General features: G+C 40.9%; 19 protein-coding genes. All 19 read right to left on the bottom strand.

All coding sequences use genetic code 11. The annotated features are described in order from the left end of the window. Positions 1–9: 9 nt before the first annotated feature. The 19 genes from FZC76_RS11800 to hbs all read right to left on the bottom strand — a co-directional run bounded on the left by FZC76_RS11800 (position 10) and on the right by hbs (position 17,828). Positions 10–1,122, bottom strand: a complete 1,113-nt coding sequence (locus FZC76_RS11800; protein ID WP_148988369.1) for a prephenate dehydrogenase — start codon at positions 1,120–1,122, stop codon at positions 10–12. Positions 1,123–1,180: 58 nt separating this feature from the next. Then, positions 1,181–2,275 carry a histidinol-phosphate transaminase gene (hisC, locus tag FZC76_RS11795; protein WP_148988368.1) on the bottom strand — a complete coding sequence of 365 codons (1,095 nt, stop codon included), beginning with the start codon at positions 2,273–2,275 and terminating at the stop codon, positions 1,181–1,183. Positions 2,276–2,284: 9 nt separating this feature from the next. Further along, complete coding sequence (trpA, locus tag FZC76_RS11790) at positions 2,285–3,091, bottom strand: tryptophan synthase subunit alpha (RefSeq protein ID WP_148988367.1); 807 nt, start codon at positions 3,089–3,091, stop codon at positions 2,285–2,287. Then, positions 3,088–4,287, bottom strand: a complete 1,200-nt coding sequence (gene trpB / locus FZC76_RS11785; RefSeq protein WP_148988366.1) for a tryptophan synthase subunit beta — start codon at positions 4,285–4,287, stop codon at positions 3,088–3,090. The genes trpA and trpB overlap by 4 nt, the downstream gene beginning before the upstream one ends. After that, the gene (locus FZC76_RS11780; protein WP_187442049.1) at positions 4,262–4,927 is read right to left on the bottom strand and encodes a phosphoribosylanthranilate isomerase; all 666 of its coding nucleotides are present in this window, start codon (positions 4,925–4,927) and stop codon (positions 4,262–4,264) included. Before FZC76_RS11780 ends, trpB begins: the two co-directional genes overlap by 26 nt. Continuing rightward, entirely contained in the window at positions 4,920–5,684 is a 765-nt protein-coding gene (gene trpC / locus FZC76_RS11775; RefSeq protein ID WP_148988364.1) for an indole-3-glycerol phosphate synthase TrpC, read from the bottom strand. Before trpC ends, FZC76_RS11780 begins: the two co-directional genes overlap by 8 nt. Beyond that, positions 5,674–6,699, bottom strand: a complete 1,026-nt coding sequence (gene trpD, locus FZC76_RS11770) for an anthranilate phosphoribosyltransferase (protein WP_148988363.1) — start codon at positions 6,697–6,699, stop codon at positions 5,674–5,676. The genes trpC and trpD overlap by 11 nt, the downstream gene beginning before the upstream one ends. Further along, positions 6,692–8,206 carry an anthranilate synthase component I gene (trpE, locus tag FZC76_RS11765; RefSeq protein ID WP_148988362.1) on the bottom strand — a complete coding sequence of 505 codons (1,515 nt, stop codon included), beginning with the start codon at positions 8,204–8,206 and terminating at the stop codon, positions 6,692–6,694. The genes trpD and trpE overlap by 8 nt, the downstream gene beginning before the upstream one ends. A 290-nt stretch (positions 8,207–8,496) precedes the next feature. After that, entirely contained in the window at positions 8,497–8,877 is a 381-nt protein-coding gene (gene aroH / locus FZC76_RS11760; protein ID WP_148988361.1) for a chorismate mutase, read from the bottom strand. 26 nt (positions 8,878–8,903) lie between these two features. Beyond that, positions 8,904–9,998, bottom strand: coding sequence for a 3-dehydroquinate synthase (gene aroB / locus FZC76_RS11755; RefSeq protein WP_148988360.1), 1,095 nt, complete (start codon positions 9,996–9,998; stop codon positions 8,904–8,906). Next, complete coding sequence (gene aroC / locus FZC76_RS11750) at positions 9,982–11,154, bottom strand: chorismate synthase (protein ID WP_148988484.1); 1,173 nt, start codon at positions 11,152–11,154, stop codon at positions 9,982–9,984. The genes aroB and aroC overlap by 17 nt, the downstream gene beginning before the upstream one ends. Before the next feature lie 982 nt (positions 11,155–12,136). Next, positions 12,137–12,910 carry a CheR family methyltransferase gene (locus FZC76_RS11745; RefSeq protein ID WP_148988359.1) on the bottom strand — a complete coding sequence of 258 codons (774 nt, stop codon included), beginning with the start codon at positions 12,908–12,910 and terminating at the stop codon, positions 12,137–12,139. A gap of 355 nt (positions 12,911–13,265) precedes the next feature. After that, on the bottom strand, positions 13,266–13,712 hold the full coding sequence (gene ndk, locus FZC76_RS11740) for a nucleoside-diphosphate kinase (RefSeq protein WP_060663963.1): 447 nt from the start codon (positions 13,710–13,712) through the stop codon (positions 13,266–13,268). Positions 13,713–13,848: 136 nt separating this feature from the next. Continuing rightward, on the bottom strand, positions 13,849–14,811 hold the full coding sequence (gene hepT, locus FZC76_RS11735) for a heptaprenyl diphosphate synthase component II (protein WP_148988358.1): 963 nt from the start codon (positions 14,809–14,811) through the stop codon (positions 13,849–13,851). 18 nt (positions 14,812–14,829) lie between these two features. Next, a complete protein-coding gene (locus FZC76_RS11730; protein ID WP_148988357.1) occupies positions 14,830–15,543 on the bottom strand; it encodes a demethylmenaquinone methyltransferase in 714 nt (237 codons plus the stop codon). Positions 15,544–15,546: 3 nt separating this feature from the next. Beyond that, positions 15,547–16,365, bottom strand: a complete 819-nt coding sequence (locus tag FZC76_RS11725; RefSeq protein WP_187442048.1) for a heptaprenyl diphosphate synthase component 1 — start codon at positions 16,363–16,365, stop codon at positions 15,547–15,549. 233 nt (positions 16,366–16,598) lie between these two features. Then, entirely contained in the window at positions 16,599–16,820 is a 222-nt protein-coding gene (mtrB, locus tag FZC76_RS11720) for a trp RNA-binding attenuation protein MtrB (protein WP_010193648.1), read from the bottom strand. 31 nt (positions 16,821–16,851) lie between these two features. Further along, positions 16,852–17,418: a GTP cyclohydrolase I FolE gene (gene folE / locus FZC76_RS11715; RefSeq protein WP_060663968.1), complete on the bottom strand. Its 567-nt coding sequence runs from the start codon at positions 17,416–17,418 to the stop codon at positions 16,852–16,854. A gap of 137 nt (positions 17,419–17,555) precedes the next feature. After that, positions 17,556–17,828, bottom strand: a complete 273-nt coding sequence (hbs, locus tag FZC76_RS11710) for a non-specific DNA-binding protein Hbs (RefSeq protein WP_010193643.1) — start codon at positions 17,826–17,828, stop codon at positions 17,556–17,558. Positions 17,829–17,982: the final 154 nt, after the last annotated feature.

The following is a 17,982-nucleotide window of genomic DNA, read 5'->3' as shown; positions in this document are numbered from 1 at the left end:
CTCTCCTAACTAGACAATATAAGTTTCATACATAGTGTGCTTGCCCAAGCAATCTTCTGCAGATTGGCGATCGTCCTCTGATTGAAAGCTTAGTCTCAACACTCCATAGATTTCTTCTCTTGTTTCCATGATGCGGATATTGGTAATGCTTATTTTTTCTTTTGCAAGTATGCCGGTAATCTCTGAGATGATACCAGGGTAGTCGGGAACATCGACATATAAATCGTAAAATGAAGGAATAGCTCCCTTAGACTTTACTGGAAGACCGTCACGAAACTCCTTGGCTTTGCTGAAATACTCAAGCAAGAAAGCTTCGTTATCCTGTGACAACTGGTCCCTCACCACCACCATTTGCTCCATCCATTGATCTAAAAGGGTAAGAATGGTTCCTTTATTATGTATCAAAATGTCCTTCCACATCGTCGGGTTGCTTGAGGCAATCCTTGTGATATCCCTAAACCCACCTGCTGCCAACCTTGAAACAAATGGATTGATAGATTGCATGTCCTCTGCCTGATGAACAAGGCCAGCTGCGACCACATGAGGAAAATGGCTGATGACTCCGGCAACCAGATCATGCTCTTCAGCAGACATGGTAATAAAATTCGCCTTCGTCCCGGCAAGCCACATTTTTGTTAAAGCCACTTCTTTTGGATTGGCATCCTCTTTAAATGGTGTAAGCACATAAAAAGCATTTTCAAACAGGTGGCTTTTGGCGGCAATCACACCGCTCTTATGGGAACCTGCCATAGGATGCCCCCCTATGAATGTAACATTATCCTGAGGGAAAAGGGTAGCCGCTAAAGTTGTAATAGTATTTTTTGTACTTCCTACATCGGTAATCACAACTTGTGGTTTTGTAAATGTAATCCCACTTAAATGTTTTAACACTTCATTTGCCTGCATCACAGGTACAGAAATGACAATAAAATCGGCATCTCTTGCTTCCGCATCATAATTTTCACAGAACTCATCGATGACTTTTAATGACTTTGCTAATTTCGCCTGCTGAGTATTTATATCGTAACCAATTATACAAGCATTAGGATGTTCTTTTTTTACTGCAAGGGCTATGGACCCACCAATCAGCCCAAGTCCGATTACTAAGACTTTTCCGTTCACTGCACTTCACCGCCTGATGTCTTTAAATATGTAAATAGAGAGGGATGTCTCCTCTCTATTAGATGGCTTGTTTCATTTTATATTCTTTCAAGTAAGAGATAATTTCTTCGTTTTGATCCTTCGTTCCGACTGTAATACGCAAGCAAGTCGGGTAACCTAAAGCTTTTCCAGATCGAACAATATACCCTTTTTTCATCAAGTATTGAAACAATACATCGGAGTCCGTCTGAAAGTCTATCAAGATGAAATTCCCTTCAGATGGGTAATAAGCTAGCTTCATTTCCTCACAAAATGCGTAATATTGCTCTAAACCTTCTTTATTCTTTGTCACACATTCTTTAATAAAAGATTGGTCCCCTACTGCAGCCTTTGCGGCAACTTGGGCCAGAGAATTCGTATTAAAAGGTTCCCTTGCCGGTTCAATGAGTTGGATAAGCTTTTCATTGGCAATTCCATATCCGATACGAAAACTTGCAAGGCCGTATGCTTTAGAGAAAGTACGGGTAATCAGAAGGTTAGGATAGTCTTTTAGAAGTTTCACTGTTTCAGGATAGTCTACTGATGTAACATACTCCTTATATGCTTCATCTACTACAATTAAAGTACTGCTAGGGACTTTCTCAAGAAAAGAAAGAAGCAGCTCTTCCTTAATATAAGTTCCTGTAGGATTATTCGGGCTGCATAACCAAACGATTGCCGTGTTCTCATCGATAGAGTTAAGCATTTCGTCAAGCTGGTGATAACCATCTTTTAATGGAATTTCTCGAACTTCTGCCCCTTCAATGATGGCATTATGCTTGTATTGAGGGAAGGAAGGCGTTGGCATCACAGTATTCTTACCGGGTTCTAATAGTGCTCGGCAAACAATTTGAATGACTTCATCAGATCCATTACCAAAAATAAGCTCTTTTTCTCCTACACCTGTTTGCGCAGCCAGTACTTCTCGCAAGTCTCTTGCATAGCCATCAGGGTATGTGGCAGAATTGTTAAGTTCGGCCATCAATGCCTCTTTAACAAAATGAGAGCAGCCATATGGATTCTCATTAGAAGCGAGTTTCACTATCTTCTCTAACCCCAATTCCCTCTTCACTTCTTCCATCGGTTTACCTGGTTGATACGGGGTCAAGTTAAGCAGTTGTTCTTTTACATCCATCTTCAACATTCACCTTTCTGCTAAAAGTGGAGAAATAAGCTCCTCTACTTGTTCTTTTAATTGTTGCAAGGTTTTTTCTTCATCAACTTTAAATTGCTTTTCTTTTTGTTCAATCATTTTTATGAGTGCACTTCCCACCACAAAGCCATCACAATATGGTTTTAAGGTTTGTATGTGTTCACTCTCTGAAATTCCGAATCCTACTGCAGTCGGGACGTTGCTTTTCTTTTTCACTTCTTCTAGAAAAGCATACAACTCCTCGGAAAATTCCTTACGCACCCCTGTCACGCCAAGCGATGAGATACAGTATAAAAACCCTTGGGCATGTTCCATTATTGTATTCATCCGGTCTTTGGAAGTTGGGGCTACAAGCGAAATATACGTTAAAGCATGTTCGCTGCATTTCTTACGTATGCGTCCGCTTTCTTCGAACGGAAGATCAGGAATGAGGAGCCCGTCGACCTGATTTTGCTTCGCTAAAGCGAAAAAGGATTCTTCACCTAATTGTAACACAGGATTGTAATACGTAAAGAGGATGATCGGAATTTTCAGTCCTCTTCTTCTCATATCTCCAGCAAGCTCCATGGTGCTCTTAATGGTGGTTTTATGGGCCAAAGCCCGCTTGGAAGCACGCTGTATGACAGGTCCATCAGCTAACGGATCGGAGTACGGGACTCCAAGCTCTAGTACGGTTGCGCCAGCTTCCTCTAAAAGAAGGGCCAGTTTTATTGTCAATTCCGGTGTAGGGTCTCCAGACATGATAAAAGGAATAAAAAGCTTGTCATGTTTTGGTAGTCTCTCTAAATACGTAGTCATTCTACAGTCCCCTCCATTCTATTCATTAATGTATGCACGTCTTTGTCGCCTCGCCCCGATAAACATACAAGTACTGTTTTATCACTCGGCAATTTTGCCGCTTCTTTATATGCGGTAGCGAGCGCGTGAGCCGACTCGATTGCCGGTATGATGCCTTCTTCTTTTGCAAGGATATGAAGAGCCTCCAACGCTTCTTCATCCGTCACACTCTGGTATTCAACTCTGTTGCTGTCTTTTAAATAGGCATGCTCCGGTCCAATACCAGGATAATCAAGGCCGGCTGAAATGGAGTATGGCTCAATGATCTGACCATGTTCATCTTGAATTAAGTAAGTCAGCGATCCATGAATGACACCTTTTGTCCCTTTTGTTAACGTTGCAGCATGAAGAGGGGTGTCTATGCCTTTTCCGGCAGCTTCCACACCAATCAGTTCCACCTCATCATCTACAAATGGAGCAAACATTCCAATTGCATTAGAGCCGCCGCCGACACAGGCTACGATTTTGTCTGGCAAACCGCCTTCTCTTTCCTGGAACTGCCTCTTGGATTCTTCTCCAATCACTCGTTGAAACTCGCGAACCATATACGGATATGGATGTGGGCCTACAACAGAACCGATCATATAAAAATGGTCTTCACAATGTTGTACCCAGTAGCGAATAGCTTCATTGGTGGCATCTTTAAGCGTTTTATTGCCGCTTGTAGCAGGTATTACTTCTGCTCCTAATAATTTCATACGAAAAACGTTCAATGCCTGGCGCTCAATATCTTCCTCGCCCATGAACACCTTGCACTCTAATCCAAACTTGGCCGCAACCGTTGCGGCTGCTACTCCATGCTGTCCTGCCCCAGTTTCCGCGATAATCTTCTTTTTCCCTAAACGTTTAGCGAGTAAGGCCTGGCCGATAGCGTTATTTATTTTATGTGCACCTGTATGATTTAGATCTTCTCTTTTCAGGTAGATTTTCGCTCCGCCAATTCGACGTGTCAGTTTTTCAGCATATGTCAACGCTGTAGGTCTGCCGGAATATTCCTTTAGAAAATAATGATAGTCTTCTAGAAAGGTTGGGTCTATCAACGCCTCTTGTATGCCTTGTTCTAATTCTTCCAGCGGCAGCATCAATGTTTCAGGTACATACTTGCCCCCGAACTCTCCAAATCTACCGAAGCTATCTGGTGTTTGTACGTTTGTCATGTTCCCTCACCATTCTTTCTATCAGATTCATTTTTTCAGTACTTTTAACAAAATCCTCTTCTATTCCACTTGATAGATCGATTCCTTGTGGAGAATAAGGCAACAACTTTGGGATTGTGTCTACATTTATCCCACCTGCAATCAAATACGGGATATAATATTGTTTTGAGAACTTGTCATAGAGTGGGATATGCTCCCAGTTGAAGCTTGTTCCCGTCCCACCGTACTGATTGCCGACCTTTTTATCTACAACAAAACCATCTATTATTTCAATGAAAGGTTTTAATTTTTCTACACTAGTTTCATCTTCATGGTGGATTACCTTCCAGATGTCCACATTACATTGGGATTTTAACTCTTTTATAAAAGTCAGGTCTTCATCACCATGGCATTGAACGGTATCAAGTGGAACTGTACGGACAGCATGAAGAACTTCTTCTATCGTTTGATTGACAAAGATTCCAACGAGCCGCTTGTTCTGAGGAGAAACTCCAGCAACCCATTGTGCCACCTGTTCGGGTTTAACCTGACGCCTACTCTCTGCGAAAATAAAGCCTAGATAATCTGCGTCAGTCTGATTGGATGCCTCATAATCTTCCAAATTTTTGTTGCCGCAGAATTTTAGTTTCGTTTTAGACACGTTCAAGCTCTCCAAATAATCTTCTTACTCCAGTCCCCGGCGTTTGATCTTTCATGAACGCTTCCCCTACAAGTACAGCGTTCGCTCCAAACCCTTTTACTTGGCGCAGGTCATCTGCTGTTAGGATGCCGCTCTCACTTACAAGCAAGGAAGAGCTAGGAATGTGAGCTGCCAGTTCTCTGGTAGTTAGAATATCCGTCTCAAAGCTTGCAAGATTTCTATTATTGACTCCGATGATTTTTGGAGTGATTGTTTCTAGTAGCCTCGTGAGCCTTTCCAAGCTGTGCACCTCTACCAGTACATCCAAGCCTAAATCTGACGCTTGGTTATATAACGAAGCAAGTTTTTTATCAGGAAGAATCTCCGCTATTAACAAAATCGCATCTGCACCAATACGGGCACTTTCCTCAACCTGAATCGAATCTATGATAAAATCCTTTCTCAGGACAGGCAGGCTTGTTGTTTCCTTTACCATCATCAAATCATGCTTTGAACCCTTAAAATAGGTCTGATCAGTGAGCACTGATATCGCATCCACCCCAACCTTTTCGTATTCGGCTCCAATATCTATTGGGGCAAAGCTTTCTTTCAAAATCCCTTTAGATGGAGATGCCTTTTTCATTTCTGCTATCAAGCCTAGGTCACGTTTGGGACGTGCAAGTGCATCATAAAAGGAGTAACGCTGCACCTTCTTCTGGGATGGTAACGTTAGATTTTTCACTTCCATCTTTTTTGTCTCTACAATGTTAGTTAACATGTTCCGTCACACCTGCCTTTTTAAGTTGTTGTAATAATTCATACGGTTGGTTTGTTTCGATTAATTGAACAGCTAGTTCTACACCTTTATAGATGGTTTCCGCAATACCCGATACATAGAGGGCGGCACCTGCATTTAGACAAACAATATTTCGTGCACTTTCGTTGCTTTTGTTTTGAAAAATCTGTTTGATCAGACGGGAACTCTGTAAACTGTTAGATACCTGAATATCTTCCAGACTTCCACGTTCAAACCCAAAGTCCTCAGGCACTATCGTATAAGAGGAGATTTTACCGTTTTTCACTTCCACCACATGGGTGCTAGATGTGATCGTAATTTCATCTAACCCGTCTTCTCCTGCCACTATCAATACATGTTCGGAACCGAGCTCATTTAACACTTCTGCCATTTTATAAGCATAATCCTTTGAAAAAACTCCTATTACCTGTTTTTTACAACGAACAGGATTTGCAAGCGGGCCAAGAAGATTAAATATAGTCCTGAATCCTATTTCTTTTCTAGGAGCAACCGCATGTTTCATCGCCTCGTGATAAATAGGTGCAAAAAGAAAGCTCATCCCATTGTTCTTAAGATTTTCTGTTGCTTCTTCAAGCGTTTGCTGTACAGGAAGTTGGAGTTGCTCTAGCACATCCGCACTTCCGCTGGAGGAAGATACTGCTCTGTTTCCATGTTTCGCCACTTTCGCTCCGCCACTTGCTGCCACGATCGCAGAAGCAGTGGAGATATTGAAGGTAGAGGCTCCATCCCCTCCGGTCCCGCATGTGTCGATTAAATGAGGATGTTCATAAGCTATCGGCTTCATATGTCCGCGCATCGCTTTAGTAAATCCTAGCATTTCCTCTGAGCTTTCCCCCCTGAATCTGAGAATAGATATAAAACTTGCAATCTGACTGGAGGTGACCTCTCCTTTCATCATTAGATCCATCGCACTCTCTGCTTCTTCCGTTGAAAGGTTCGCTCCATCTATTAATTTTGTCAAATAGGCTTTAAACATAGCTGCATGAGCCTCCCGTCTTTTTTGCAAAATATTTATTCGCCAGTTGGATTGTTTCAATTAATGCTGACGCTTTGTTTATTGTTTCTTGATATTCGAGTTCCGGGACAGAATCTGCTACCACTCCTGCACCTGCCTGAACATAAAAACTGTTATCACGCTTTTGAATGGTCCTAATGGTAATGCACGAATCAATATTACCGTCAAAACCGATATAACAAATGGCCCCGGCATATGTGTTTCTTACTGTCGGCTCAAGCTCTTGTAAGATTTGCATCGCTCTTACCTTTGGTGCGCCGGAAACAGTTCCAGCTGGAAAAGCTGCAAGCAGCGCTTCCACAGGAGTGTAGTTTGGAGCAAGCTCTGCCTTCACGATTGAAATCAGGTGCATTACCCTTGAAAAATAAACAAGCTCTTTCATGACCGGCGTATGGACGGAACCATATTTAGCGACCCTTCCTAAATCGTTTCGCGCGAGATCCACCAGCATATAATGTTCGGCCTGTTCTTTTTCGTCTTGCATTAGGTCCTCCGCAAGCTGCTGGTCTGCCTCTTCCGTTTTCCCTCTTTTTCTCGTACCGGCAATCGGATGAATCTCTAACTTCTTATCTTGTATTTGTATCAGCCTCTCTGGAGAACTTCCGATTAATTCCATTTCATCGTATTTGAGATAAAACAGGTAAGGAGAGGGATTTTGTCTTCTTAGCACTCGGTATACATCAAACCCTTCCATGTCTGCCTGTAACTCAAAACGCTGGGAGAGAACACATTGAAAGATGTCACCTGTCTGGATATATTTCTTTATCTTTTCTACATGTTCAATGAATCTCTCTTTTGTGTAATTGGATTGAACAGGTAACTCAGCCTTTCCATTATCCACTTCCACAAGAGGATCGCTCTCTTGTCGTTTTCTTATTAGAGAAACTTTTTCAAGTATCGATTGTTTTGCCTGATTAAATCTATCCTGTAGTTCTTTTTCATTTTCCTTTCCATCTAAACGAATATAATGAATAAAATGCAATTCATTTTCCTTGTGATCACATACGACAATATCCTCGCAATATAATAGATTTGCTGTGTATTCTCCGCCATAGGAAGGGTGCATAAGCACTTTTTCAATCGTCGGGATAAAATCATAACTCAAATAGCCAACGGCTCCACCTGTAAACCCTAGCTTTTTTTCAAGGTGTTTCACTTGAAGCAATTTATTGGCTTGTTGGATGACCTCATTCAATTCCTTAGAATGGTAGATAGATTTATTGGTCTTTACTTCTCGCAACGTGATAGTGGTATCCTCGGCTGTTATTTTCAAAAATGGATTCAATCCGATAAAGGAGTACCTCGCCCAATCTGAATTGGGCTCTTTACTTTCCAATAGATAGACCGCTTCTTTTGTTAATGCCTGAAAGATGGATACTGGTGTTAAGGTGTCTTCAAAAAAACTTTCAATGATGGGAATGGTTTTGAAATGTTTGCTTGCATCTAGAAACTCTGCAAACTGTTGCATCTGATCTCCTCCATTTTCAAGAAATGGAGAATGAGACTTTGTAACGAGGTGTTACAGAATGAGGAAAAAACAAAAACCCAAAGACAGAGGATAGTCCTTGGGTAGATTTATAGAATACATTCTAACCTCAGCTAATCTCGACTCATTCTCAACTATTCTCTTCTCAACTCGGCTCAAAAATAAATTTCTTGGTTTGGTCATACTCTTTGGCTCTATAGCCCTCAACTTAATTCACTAAACTAATCTCTAAACTGTTTTACTTCTTGTAAGTACTATATGATAGAAGATTGCTAATTGTCAACCGATAAAGTTTTTGCAAGATCGGGTCGTAAGCTTACCGCCTCGTGCAGATAGATGTGGTGAATGTCTTTTTGCGCCACTTCCGTGTTTACTGTCATCATGATCCTGATACAGGATGGCAGTGAATTTGGCACGGCAATTTCTTTTGTACACATGACAGGGACATAATCCCAGCCTTCAAGGTTTCGGAGTGCCTTCGCCGGGAAACATGCCGTAATATCTGCAGTGACGGAAATCAGTACTTGCGCGACATTCTCTGCCACTATGTTGTTCACTTGAATCATGTTTTGTAATAATTCTTCTGTTTTACAGATAATTTCTTTTTCTGAATTCTCAAGTATGGTTGTTGCGCCTCTTACACCACGAATCACCGAATTCCCCCTTATTGGATGATTTTTTAATAAAATTCTTGCAAAGTTTCAAGTATAAGTTCATCTGGCACGGATTGCAGTTCTACATTTCCAATGGACTGTATCAATACCATATGTATATGACTGTTTTGAGTTTTTTTGTCTTTTTTCATCCAATCTAACAGTTCTTCTGGGGAAACGGATGGTTGAATCTTTGTCGGAAAGCCGAAACGACTCCACACTTGTGACAAGTCATTGGTTAAATTCAGTTCCGGTTTCAACTTTTCACTTAATCTAGTTGCAAAAAGCATTCCTAGAGCTACTCCGTCTCCATGCGTTATTTTCCCATAGCCATAAGCTGCCTCAAGTGCATGACCAAGTGTATGGCCAAAATTTAAGATGGCACGCAAGCCCGTCTCTTTTTCATCACTTGATACAACTTCCGCTTTGATTTTAATTCCGTTTTCCAAGCATGCAAGCAGTTTGTCTTCTGTAAGGTCATTCAGATTTTTTATGGCTTCTTTTATCCAATGATAGAATGCTTCGTCCCAGATAAGGGAATGCTTTACAACTTCGGCAAAGCCTGAACGCATTTCACTAACAGGCAGACTCTTTAAGAAATTCACATCATATATGACCGCTTCCGGTTGATAAAAGGAGCCGATCATATTCTTCCCTAACGGATGGTTAATAGCAACCTTCCCGCCGACTGCACTGTCATGTGCAAGGAGTGTAGTAGGAACTTGGATGAATTTGATTCCCCTCATAAATGTCGAAGCAACAAAACCCGCAATATCACCGACCACCCCGCCACCAAGGGCGATGATAGCAGAATGACGATCCAAGCCATTCTCCAGTGCAAATGTTTGGATGGCATAATAATTTTCGAATGATTTTGCTTCTTCGCCATTTGGGAGAACATAGGAGTGGACGATAAAATTTCGCGTTAAACTTGAGACTATTTCCATAAGGTACAGGTCAGCAACTACATCATCTGTCACAATTAGCACTTTACTGGGTTTCTTTTGAAAAGACCCCAGTAACTGTGGCAGTTCTTGAATTGCCCCTTTTCCTAAAAAAACGGGATACTCCTTTGAAGCAGTTTGAACGGTAACCTGTTTCCAATTAGAATTTTGCGGCATGGTCTCGCATCCTTTGGACATTTTCCTTAATAAGGTCCATTCGGTCCTGGCCGAACTGTTCTACGATGGCTTGTGCGATTTCCCACGCGACCACCGCTTCTGCTACCACACTTGCTGCTGGTACCGCACAACTGTCGGAACGTTCTATACTTGCCTGGAACGGTTCTTTTGTATCAATATCCACGCTTTGCAGCGGCTTGTAGAGGGTAGGGATTGGTTTCATGACACCTCTTACCACAATCGGCATACCAGTTGTCATACCGCCTTCAAAACCTCCAAGATTATTGGATAGACGGTAATAGCCACGTTCCTCGCTCCAAGCGATCTCATCATGTACCTTACTGCCCGGTAGGCTGGCTGCTTGAAAACCAACACCAAACTCCACACCCTTAAATGCATTGATGCTCATAATGGATGCTGCTACTTTAGCATCTAACTTTCGATCATAATGCACATAACTTCCTACTCCAGCTGGAACTCCCTCTACAATGACTTCTACAATACCGCCAATGGAATCTCCGTTTTCTTTAGCTGTGTCAATCGCATCCATCATCTCTTGCTCTACTTTTTTATCGTAGCAACGAACAGGGGATGCTTCGGTTTGCGCTTTTAAGTCATCTAGATTTGTAATAGGTTGAGGCTCGGCTTTCACCCCTCCTATTTCCGTTACATGTCCAGCTACCTTAATGCCTAGTTCAGCGAGGAACTTTCTAGCAACAGCACCTGCTGCTACCCTAACTGTCGTTTCCCTTGCGGAAGAACGCTCTAGGACATTCCTCATATCACGGTGACCATATTTAATCGCTCCATTTAGATCTGCATGTCCAGGTCGGGGCTTTGTCACCTTCCGTTTTACTTCTTCTTGGTCTTCTTTAGTAAGGGGCTCTATCCCCATAATTTTCGTCCAATGCTTCCAATCATCATTTGTTACCGCCAAGGTTATGGGAGAACCTAACGTTTGACCATGACGAACTCCACTCAGAATATCTACGGTATCCTTTTCAATTTGCATTCTTCTGCCACGGCCATGCCCTTTCTGTCTCCTTGCCAGATCATCATTAATATCCTCGACAGTCAGTGGCAGCCCAGCTGGGACACCTTCCAATATGGTTGTCAATTGCGGTCCATGCGACTCGCCAGCAGTCAAATATCTCATCGTCATCAGCCTCTCCTTTATCTCTTTAAAGCTTTTAAGCGTGTAAGTGAAATTAATTATGTAATACTATAACACAAGTGTAGCGGATTGTTCTAGTAAAAAAAAGCAGGTTGTTGGGGAAAAGGGGAGAATTGCGGGTTTAGAATCCGTTCTATCAGAAAGGTTGGGATCTTTATGTTGGTGTTTGGGAAGTTAGATCTGTTCTATTAGACTGTTTAGGCCTTTCTTGTGGTTGTTCGGGCTTATAGAACCGTTCTATTAGACAGTTTGGGCTTCTTTCGTTGCTGTTCGGGCTTATAGAACCGTTCTATTGGACAGTGTGGGCTCTTCTTTTGGTTGTTCGGGCTTATAGAACCGTTCTATTAGACAGTGTGGGCTTCTTTCGTTGTTGTTCGGGCTTATAGAACCGTTCTATTAGACAGTTTAGGATTCTTTCGTTGCTGTTCGGGCTTATAGAACTGTTCTATGAGACAGTTTAGGCTCTTCTTKTGGTTGTTCGGGCTTATAGAACCGTTCTATTGGACAGTTTAGGCTTCTTTCGTTGCTGTTCGGGCTTATAGARCCGTTCTATTAGACAGTTTGGGCTTCTCTCGTTGCTGTTCGGGCTTATAGAACCGTTCTATTTGACAGTTTGGGCTTCTTTCGTTGCTGTTCGGGCTTATAGAGCCGTTCTATTAGACAGTTTGGGCTTCTCTCGTTGCTGTTCGGGCTTATAGAACCGTTCTATTGGACAGTTTAGGCTCTTCTTTTGGTTGTTCGGGCTTATAGAACCGTTCTATTGGACAGTGTGGACTTCTCTCGTTGCTGTTCGGGCTTATTGAACCGTTCTATTAGACAGTTTGAGCTTCTTTCGTTGCTGTTCGGGCTTATTGAACCGTTCTATTAGACAGTTTGGGCTTCTTTCGTTGCTGTTCGGGCTTATAGAACCGATTTAATTTACAGTTCAAAGTTCATTTTATAAAGAGATAGCATAAATAAAATGTTATATCTTCCTGTAAAAAAATGTATCCACCACTTCAAAACCATATTTGGCAGGTTGGAAGATTTGTTCAGTACTACCTACAAACAATATCCCGCCCTTTTTTATCGCATGACTAAATTTGTGATAAAGCTGCTCTTTCGCTTCTTCTGTAAAATAAATCAGAACGTTGCGGCAGACAATCAAATCGTGTCCAGATTCAAAGGAATCAGACAACAGATTAAGTCTTTTAAAAATAACCGTATTCTTTATTTCGTCTTTAACCTTATAGAAACCATCATGCTTGGTAAAATACTTATTTTTTACTACCGCCGGAACTTCTTGCAGGGATCTTTCTTGATATGTAGCTAGCTTTGCCCTTGCAATGACGTTTGCGTCAATATCGGTAGCTTTCACTTTAATATTTTTTTGAGGAAGGAAGTTACTAAGCACCATGGAAAGTGTATAGGGCTCCTCTCCTGTCGAACATGCCGCACTCCACACTTTTGGATTTTTGTTTTCCTTCAACATTAATGGGAGGATTTTCTCCTCTAAAATCTCCCACCGTTTGTAGTTGCGATAGAACTCCGAAACATTGATAGTCATTCGGTCTAGAAATTCAAAAAGTTCATCGCGATTTTTATCAAGCAGACGGTAATATTCGTTAAAGTTCTTCAATCCCTTTTTTTCGTAGAGAGAGGTCAGCCTTCTTTTCATCTGCCCTTCTTTATACAGTGCCAGGTCAATGCCTGTCTTCTTTTTTATTTGTTCAATAAACTGAATGTAATCGTCCCTCATGTTTTCATCTACTTTCTCTCTATATCTGTAATTTCAGTATAGCTGATTTGAGAATGGAGAGGGGAGAGAATTTAAAAATTGATGGGAAGGATAAGCGTTGAGAGCAGGCATTCTCCAAGTTCTACACTTAAATCTCAACCTTCTACCGTTTTACAGCAACCTTCTACATTTCCCAGAATACCTTCTACATTGCCCAAACAACCTTCTACTTCTTAACTCAAATGTTCTACACAATAACCTTCCCCCTAAGAAGCAATCACAAAAAATATCCCCACCATCAAAAAACTTCAAAAAAACGCCCCTCTCCAGAAGAGAAGGGCGCATCTTATAAAGCGTTTTCAATTTATCGTAACTATTAGTAGATCCAGTTGTTTACGTCTCTTTTGTATTCAACAAGACCTTCGCCATTGAAGAAAAGACCGATTTCGCGCTCTGCACTCTCAGAAGAATCAGAACCGTGAATGATGTTTTTGCCTACGATTACGCCGTACTCTCCGCGGATAGTTCCAGGAGCTGCATCTTTAGGGTTTGTAGCACCCATCATGTGGCGCGCGGTAGCGATTACATTTTCACCTTGCCAAACCATTGCGAATACAGGACCAGAAGTGATGAAGTCTACAAGCTCTCCGAAGAAAGGACGCTCTTTATGTTCACCGTAGTGCTCTTCTGCCAATTCAGTTGGAATTTGCATTAATTTTGCACCAACAAGTTGGAAACCTTTTTTTTCAAAACGAGAAACGATTTCACCAATAAGGTTACGTTGTACGCCATCAGGCTTTACCATTAAAAATGTTTTTTCCATAATAATTTCTCCACCCCATTACGATTATGTAAGGTTAGGTAAACCCTAACCTACCAAAATATATCACGGTTTTTACAGTTTCGCAACAGAAGATGGAGAATTATCGTAATATTTTACAAAGTTCATCAAATTGGTTCTAATATTTCCGTTTTCCAATGTACTTTGCCACATTGTTGAAGGTGCGTTTAGCAAGTCCGTTTGGAAGTTTCTCCAGCTCCTTGAAGGCCCTCTCCAAATAACGGTCACTAAGTGCAAAGGAACGGTCAATGGCATCAGACTTTTTAATCAACTCAATGATTTCCTTTATTTCTTCCGAACCGCTGTGTTCGTGAATAGTGCGAATCTTTTCGTTTAATTCGGGCGATTCCATAGCATATAAAACAGGCAACGTAATATTCCCCTGCAGAAGGTCACTTCCGGCAGGCTTTCCGAGCTGTTCTTCGGTCGATGTAAAGTCTAGAATGTCATCTGTAATTTGAAAAGACATACCGACATAATAACCAAACCAATATAGGCTTTGATGAACAGAAGCGGGGACCCCGGATGTGATGGCCCCAAGCTGACAACTCACTGCAATAAGGATAGCGGTCTTCCTTTTGATTCTTCGCAGGTATGTACGTAGGTTTTGATCATAGTTATATTTATCCCGAATCTGTTCAATTTCACCTTTACAGAGTTCCACAAGAGTATTAGAGAGGATGCGGTGAGCTTCAATGTCTTCTACTCTGGTCATCATTTCAAGAGATCTGGCAAAAATATAATCGCCTGTGTACATAGCAATACGGTTATCCCATTTGGCTTTAATGGTCTCTTTACCACGCCTCAACTCTGCATCATCTATGACATCATCGTGAACAAGAGATGCCATATGCATGAGCTCTAAGGCAACCGCCACATTCTTGACTTTATGGATGTCGTACGTTCCGAGTTTTGCGGCCAATAGGACAAAGACTGGTCGGATTCTTTTCCCCCCAGCCTGAAGCAAATGTAACGACGCCTCTTGCAACAACGCACGTTCGGTTTGTATTGTGGCTTCTAATTCATTTTCAATTATTTGCAAATCATTATTTAAAAAAGAATACATCATCTTTAATTTCATGTAGGTCACCTTTACAAACTATTTTCTAGGTTTAACTCCTAAATGCATGGCAGCGACTCCACCGGTATAAGCCTTTACTTCAACTGGTCGGAAACCTACTTTTTCATACATCTTTTTTAGTTCTTTCATCCCTGGAAAGTCTTTGGCCGATTCATGTAACCAAGCATATTCATTATAGCTTTTGGCGAAAACCTTACCAAGCATTGGCATTACGTATTGAAAATAAAGAAAATAGACTTGACGGAAGCCTGGCATGGTAGGTTGTGATGTTTCTAGGCAAACAACCTTGCCTCCAGGTTTAACTACTCTGTACATCTCTTTTAACACTTGGAAGTAGTCAGGTACATTACGTAAACCAAAACCTATTGTGACATAATCAAAAGTATTATCTTCAAAAGGAAGTGCCATCGCATTCCCATGAATCAATTCAATGTTGTCCATTCCAAGGCCTTTCACTTTTTCTTTTCCGATAGAAAGCATGTTTTCACTAAAGTCAAGGCCAACAACTTTTCCACTCGGGCCTACTGCCTCTGCCATAGAGATGGTCCAGTCCGCTGTTCCGCAGCATACGTCCAATGCTTTTGCGCCATCTTCCACATTCATTCTTTTCATCGTATCTTTTCGCCACGCTACATGGCGTTGGAAACTGATGACGGAATTCATTTTGTCATAGTTTTTATATATTTTTTCAAAAACGTTATGAACACGCTCTTCTTTGGATGGATGTTGCATGGCTTAACCTTCTTCCGCATACTTTTTTGATGAAAATGGTATTTCGTAGAAAAGTTCTTGTATTCTCGCTTCTAATAAATTGTTCATTGTCGGGATGGTGTGAGTCAATTGTTCCATTTTCTGCTTTATATGATCAATATACCGATCAATCATGTATAACATATATGTTTCCTGTTCTTTTGAGGCGACATCCTTTTCTCCTTTTGAGAAGGCTATCCTTCGCAAGGTGTCGAAAAGAAAAGTTGATCTTTCATTACAGAAAAGTTTCCGTTCTTGAATTAAGCGCTTTAATAAAAGAAAGTTGCCGCCCAATTCTTTTAGGAGCGAGTCGGAAAAGAAGCCTGAAACAGACTGAATAAGAGAGGATTCGATCTTTCCTAGACTGTCCATCAATGGTTCAATTCCTTCAAGTTCTTTATGATAATAGGCAATTTTATGTTCATTTATTTGTTTAATGGAATGTGCAAGTGTTTTTATCATGGAAATGTCATTCACATCTGCCAGAAGCCTGTAATACAGGCCACTATAAAAATCCCCTGCCAATACAGTCAGTTGACGACTTTTCTCATCGCCGACTTCTAGTTGACCTGCTTTTGCATTTGTCACCATATCATGAGTATCAAGGGCAATCTGTACAAGCATGGTTGATAATATGTATTGTTCTTTTTTCTCATCAGATATATCAATGGGCTCCAAGATAGAATAAAGCAGCAATAACTTATCTTCATCAATGGCAGGGTATTCAATATGTTTAATTAAATATGGATGTGTAATCAGATTATGTAGTTTCTCTTTTATTATGGATATATGTATATGACTCACTAAAGACCACCCTTGTTCCCTTTTCTTGACTGCCGTCCGTTTCATAAAAAGATTTACAGACGCTAGAGTCGAACTAAAATAGACAAAGTTAATTATAGCACATTAGTGGAGCATATTGTTAAAATGGGCTATCTTTCTTTAGTTTAACCCGCTATTGAATAGATAATAAGAAAAGCAGAGAAATATTTATTCATCTGCTTTCTTACTCAGGATATATGATATTTATTTTTGCGTCAGTCTGTTTCCATTTCTCCATGTGAAGATTGGATGAGCGCTTTGCCTCTTATCTTGATCGCGGAGGTGTGCTCTGTAAACTGAGCTATCATCACTTCTCCTCTGTCAAGCTTTTCCGAATGATGAAAGCGAGTGTCTGTACCACGTGTAAGTCCAATGACACTTACGCCATCTTCCTTCGCTTTAATAACAATAAAGTCATTCGTGTTAGATTGACTCATGACAATCCTCCTTCTAGTTTACAATATTGGATTACCCTTTTATTAAAGATAAAACTTCCGCTCTTGCTGCAGGATCATTTTCCAGCACACCACGGACAGCAGAAGTAATAGTTAATGCTCCCGGCTTCTTAACACCGCGCATCGTCATGCACATGTGCTCAGCTTCCACCACTACCATTACACCATGTGGATCAAGAGATTCTACAATGGATTCTGCTATGGTAGAAGTAATTCTTTCTTGAAGTTGTGGTCTTTTTGCAACCGCCTCCACCGCACGGGCAAGTTTACTTAGCCCCGTAACTTTTCCACCTTTAGGTATGTATGCTACATGAGCTTTCCCAAAGAAAGGTACCAAATGATGTTCACACATAGAAAAGAACGAGATATCTTTGACAAGCACCAATTCTTCATGTGCTTCCCCAAACACTGTCTTAAAATGTTCTTTAGGATCTTCATTTAAACCAGCAAATACTTCTGTGTACATTTTAGCTACACGTTTTGGAGTATCGAGTAGTCCTTCTCGATTAGGATCTTCTCCGATTGCTTCCAAAATCATTCTTACCGCTTCTTCTATCTGAGCCTTATTAACTTCTGTCATTTATTTATCCTCCTACATTACCGTTAAAAATAGCTGTAATGTGATTCTAGCATAAGTTTTTTTATAAAAGCAAAAATAAAGAGGCGCAAACTATGCGCCTCTTTAAGATGACATTCATTTGACTATGTAGCTGTCAATTATTTCACAGCATCCTTAAGTGCTTTACCAGGTTTGAAAGCTGGTACTTTGCTTGCAGCGATTTCGATCTCTTCCCCAGTTTGTGGGTTACGACCTTTACGCGCAGCACGTTCACGTACTTCAAAGTTACCAAAACCGATTAATTGTACTTTGTCACCGTTTTTAAGTGCGTCAAGAATTGTATCGAAAACAGCATCAACTGCTTTAGTAGCATCTTTTTTAGAAAGTTCACTAGCTTCAGCAACTGCATTGATTAAATCTGTCTTGTTCATGCCATTCACCTCCTCCCAAAGGAGTTATCGCTATTCTAAACCAAAATAGTATTTTAGTCTAGCAAAAGCCTTTAGTACTAACATTTGTTCACAATTTTGATTGATTCTATACATGGTAGAATCGCTTAATCTTGCAACTAGGCTTATATTAACC

The organism is Sutcliffiella horikoshii, from assembly GCF_008180725.1.
GTDB lineage: Bacteria > Bacillota > Bacilli > Bacillales > Bacillaceae_I > Sutcliffiella_A > Sutcliffiella_A horikoshii_B.
Note: the sequence above shows the minus strand (reverse complement) of the source record. Positions and strands in the feature narration are given on the sequence as shown.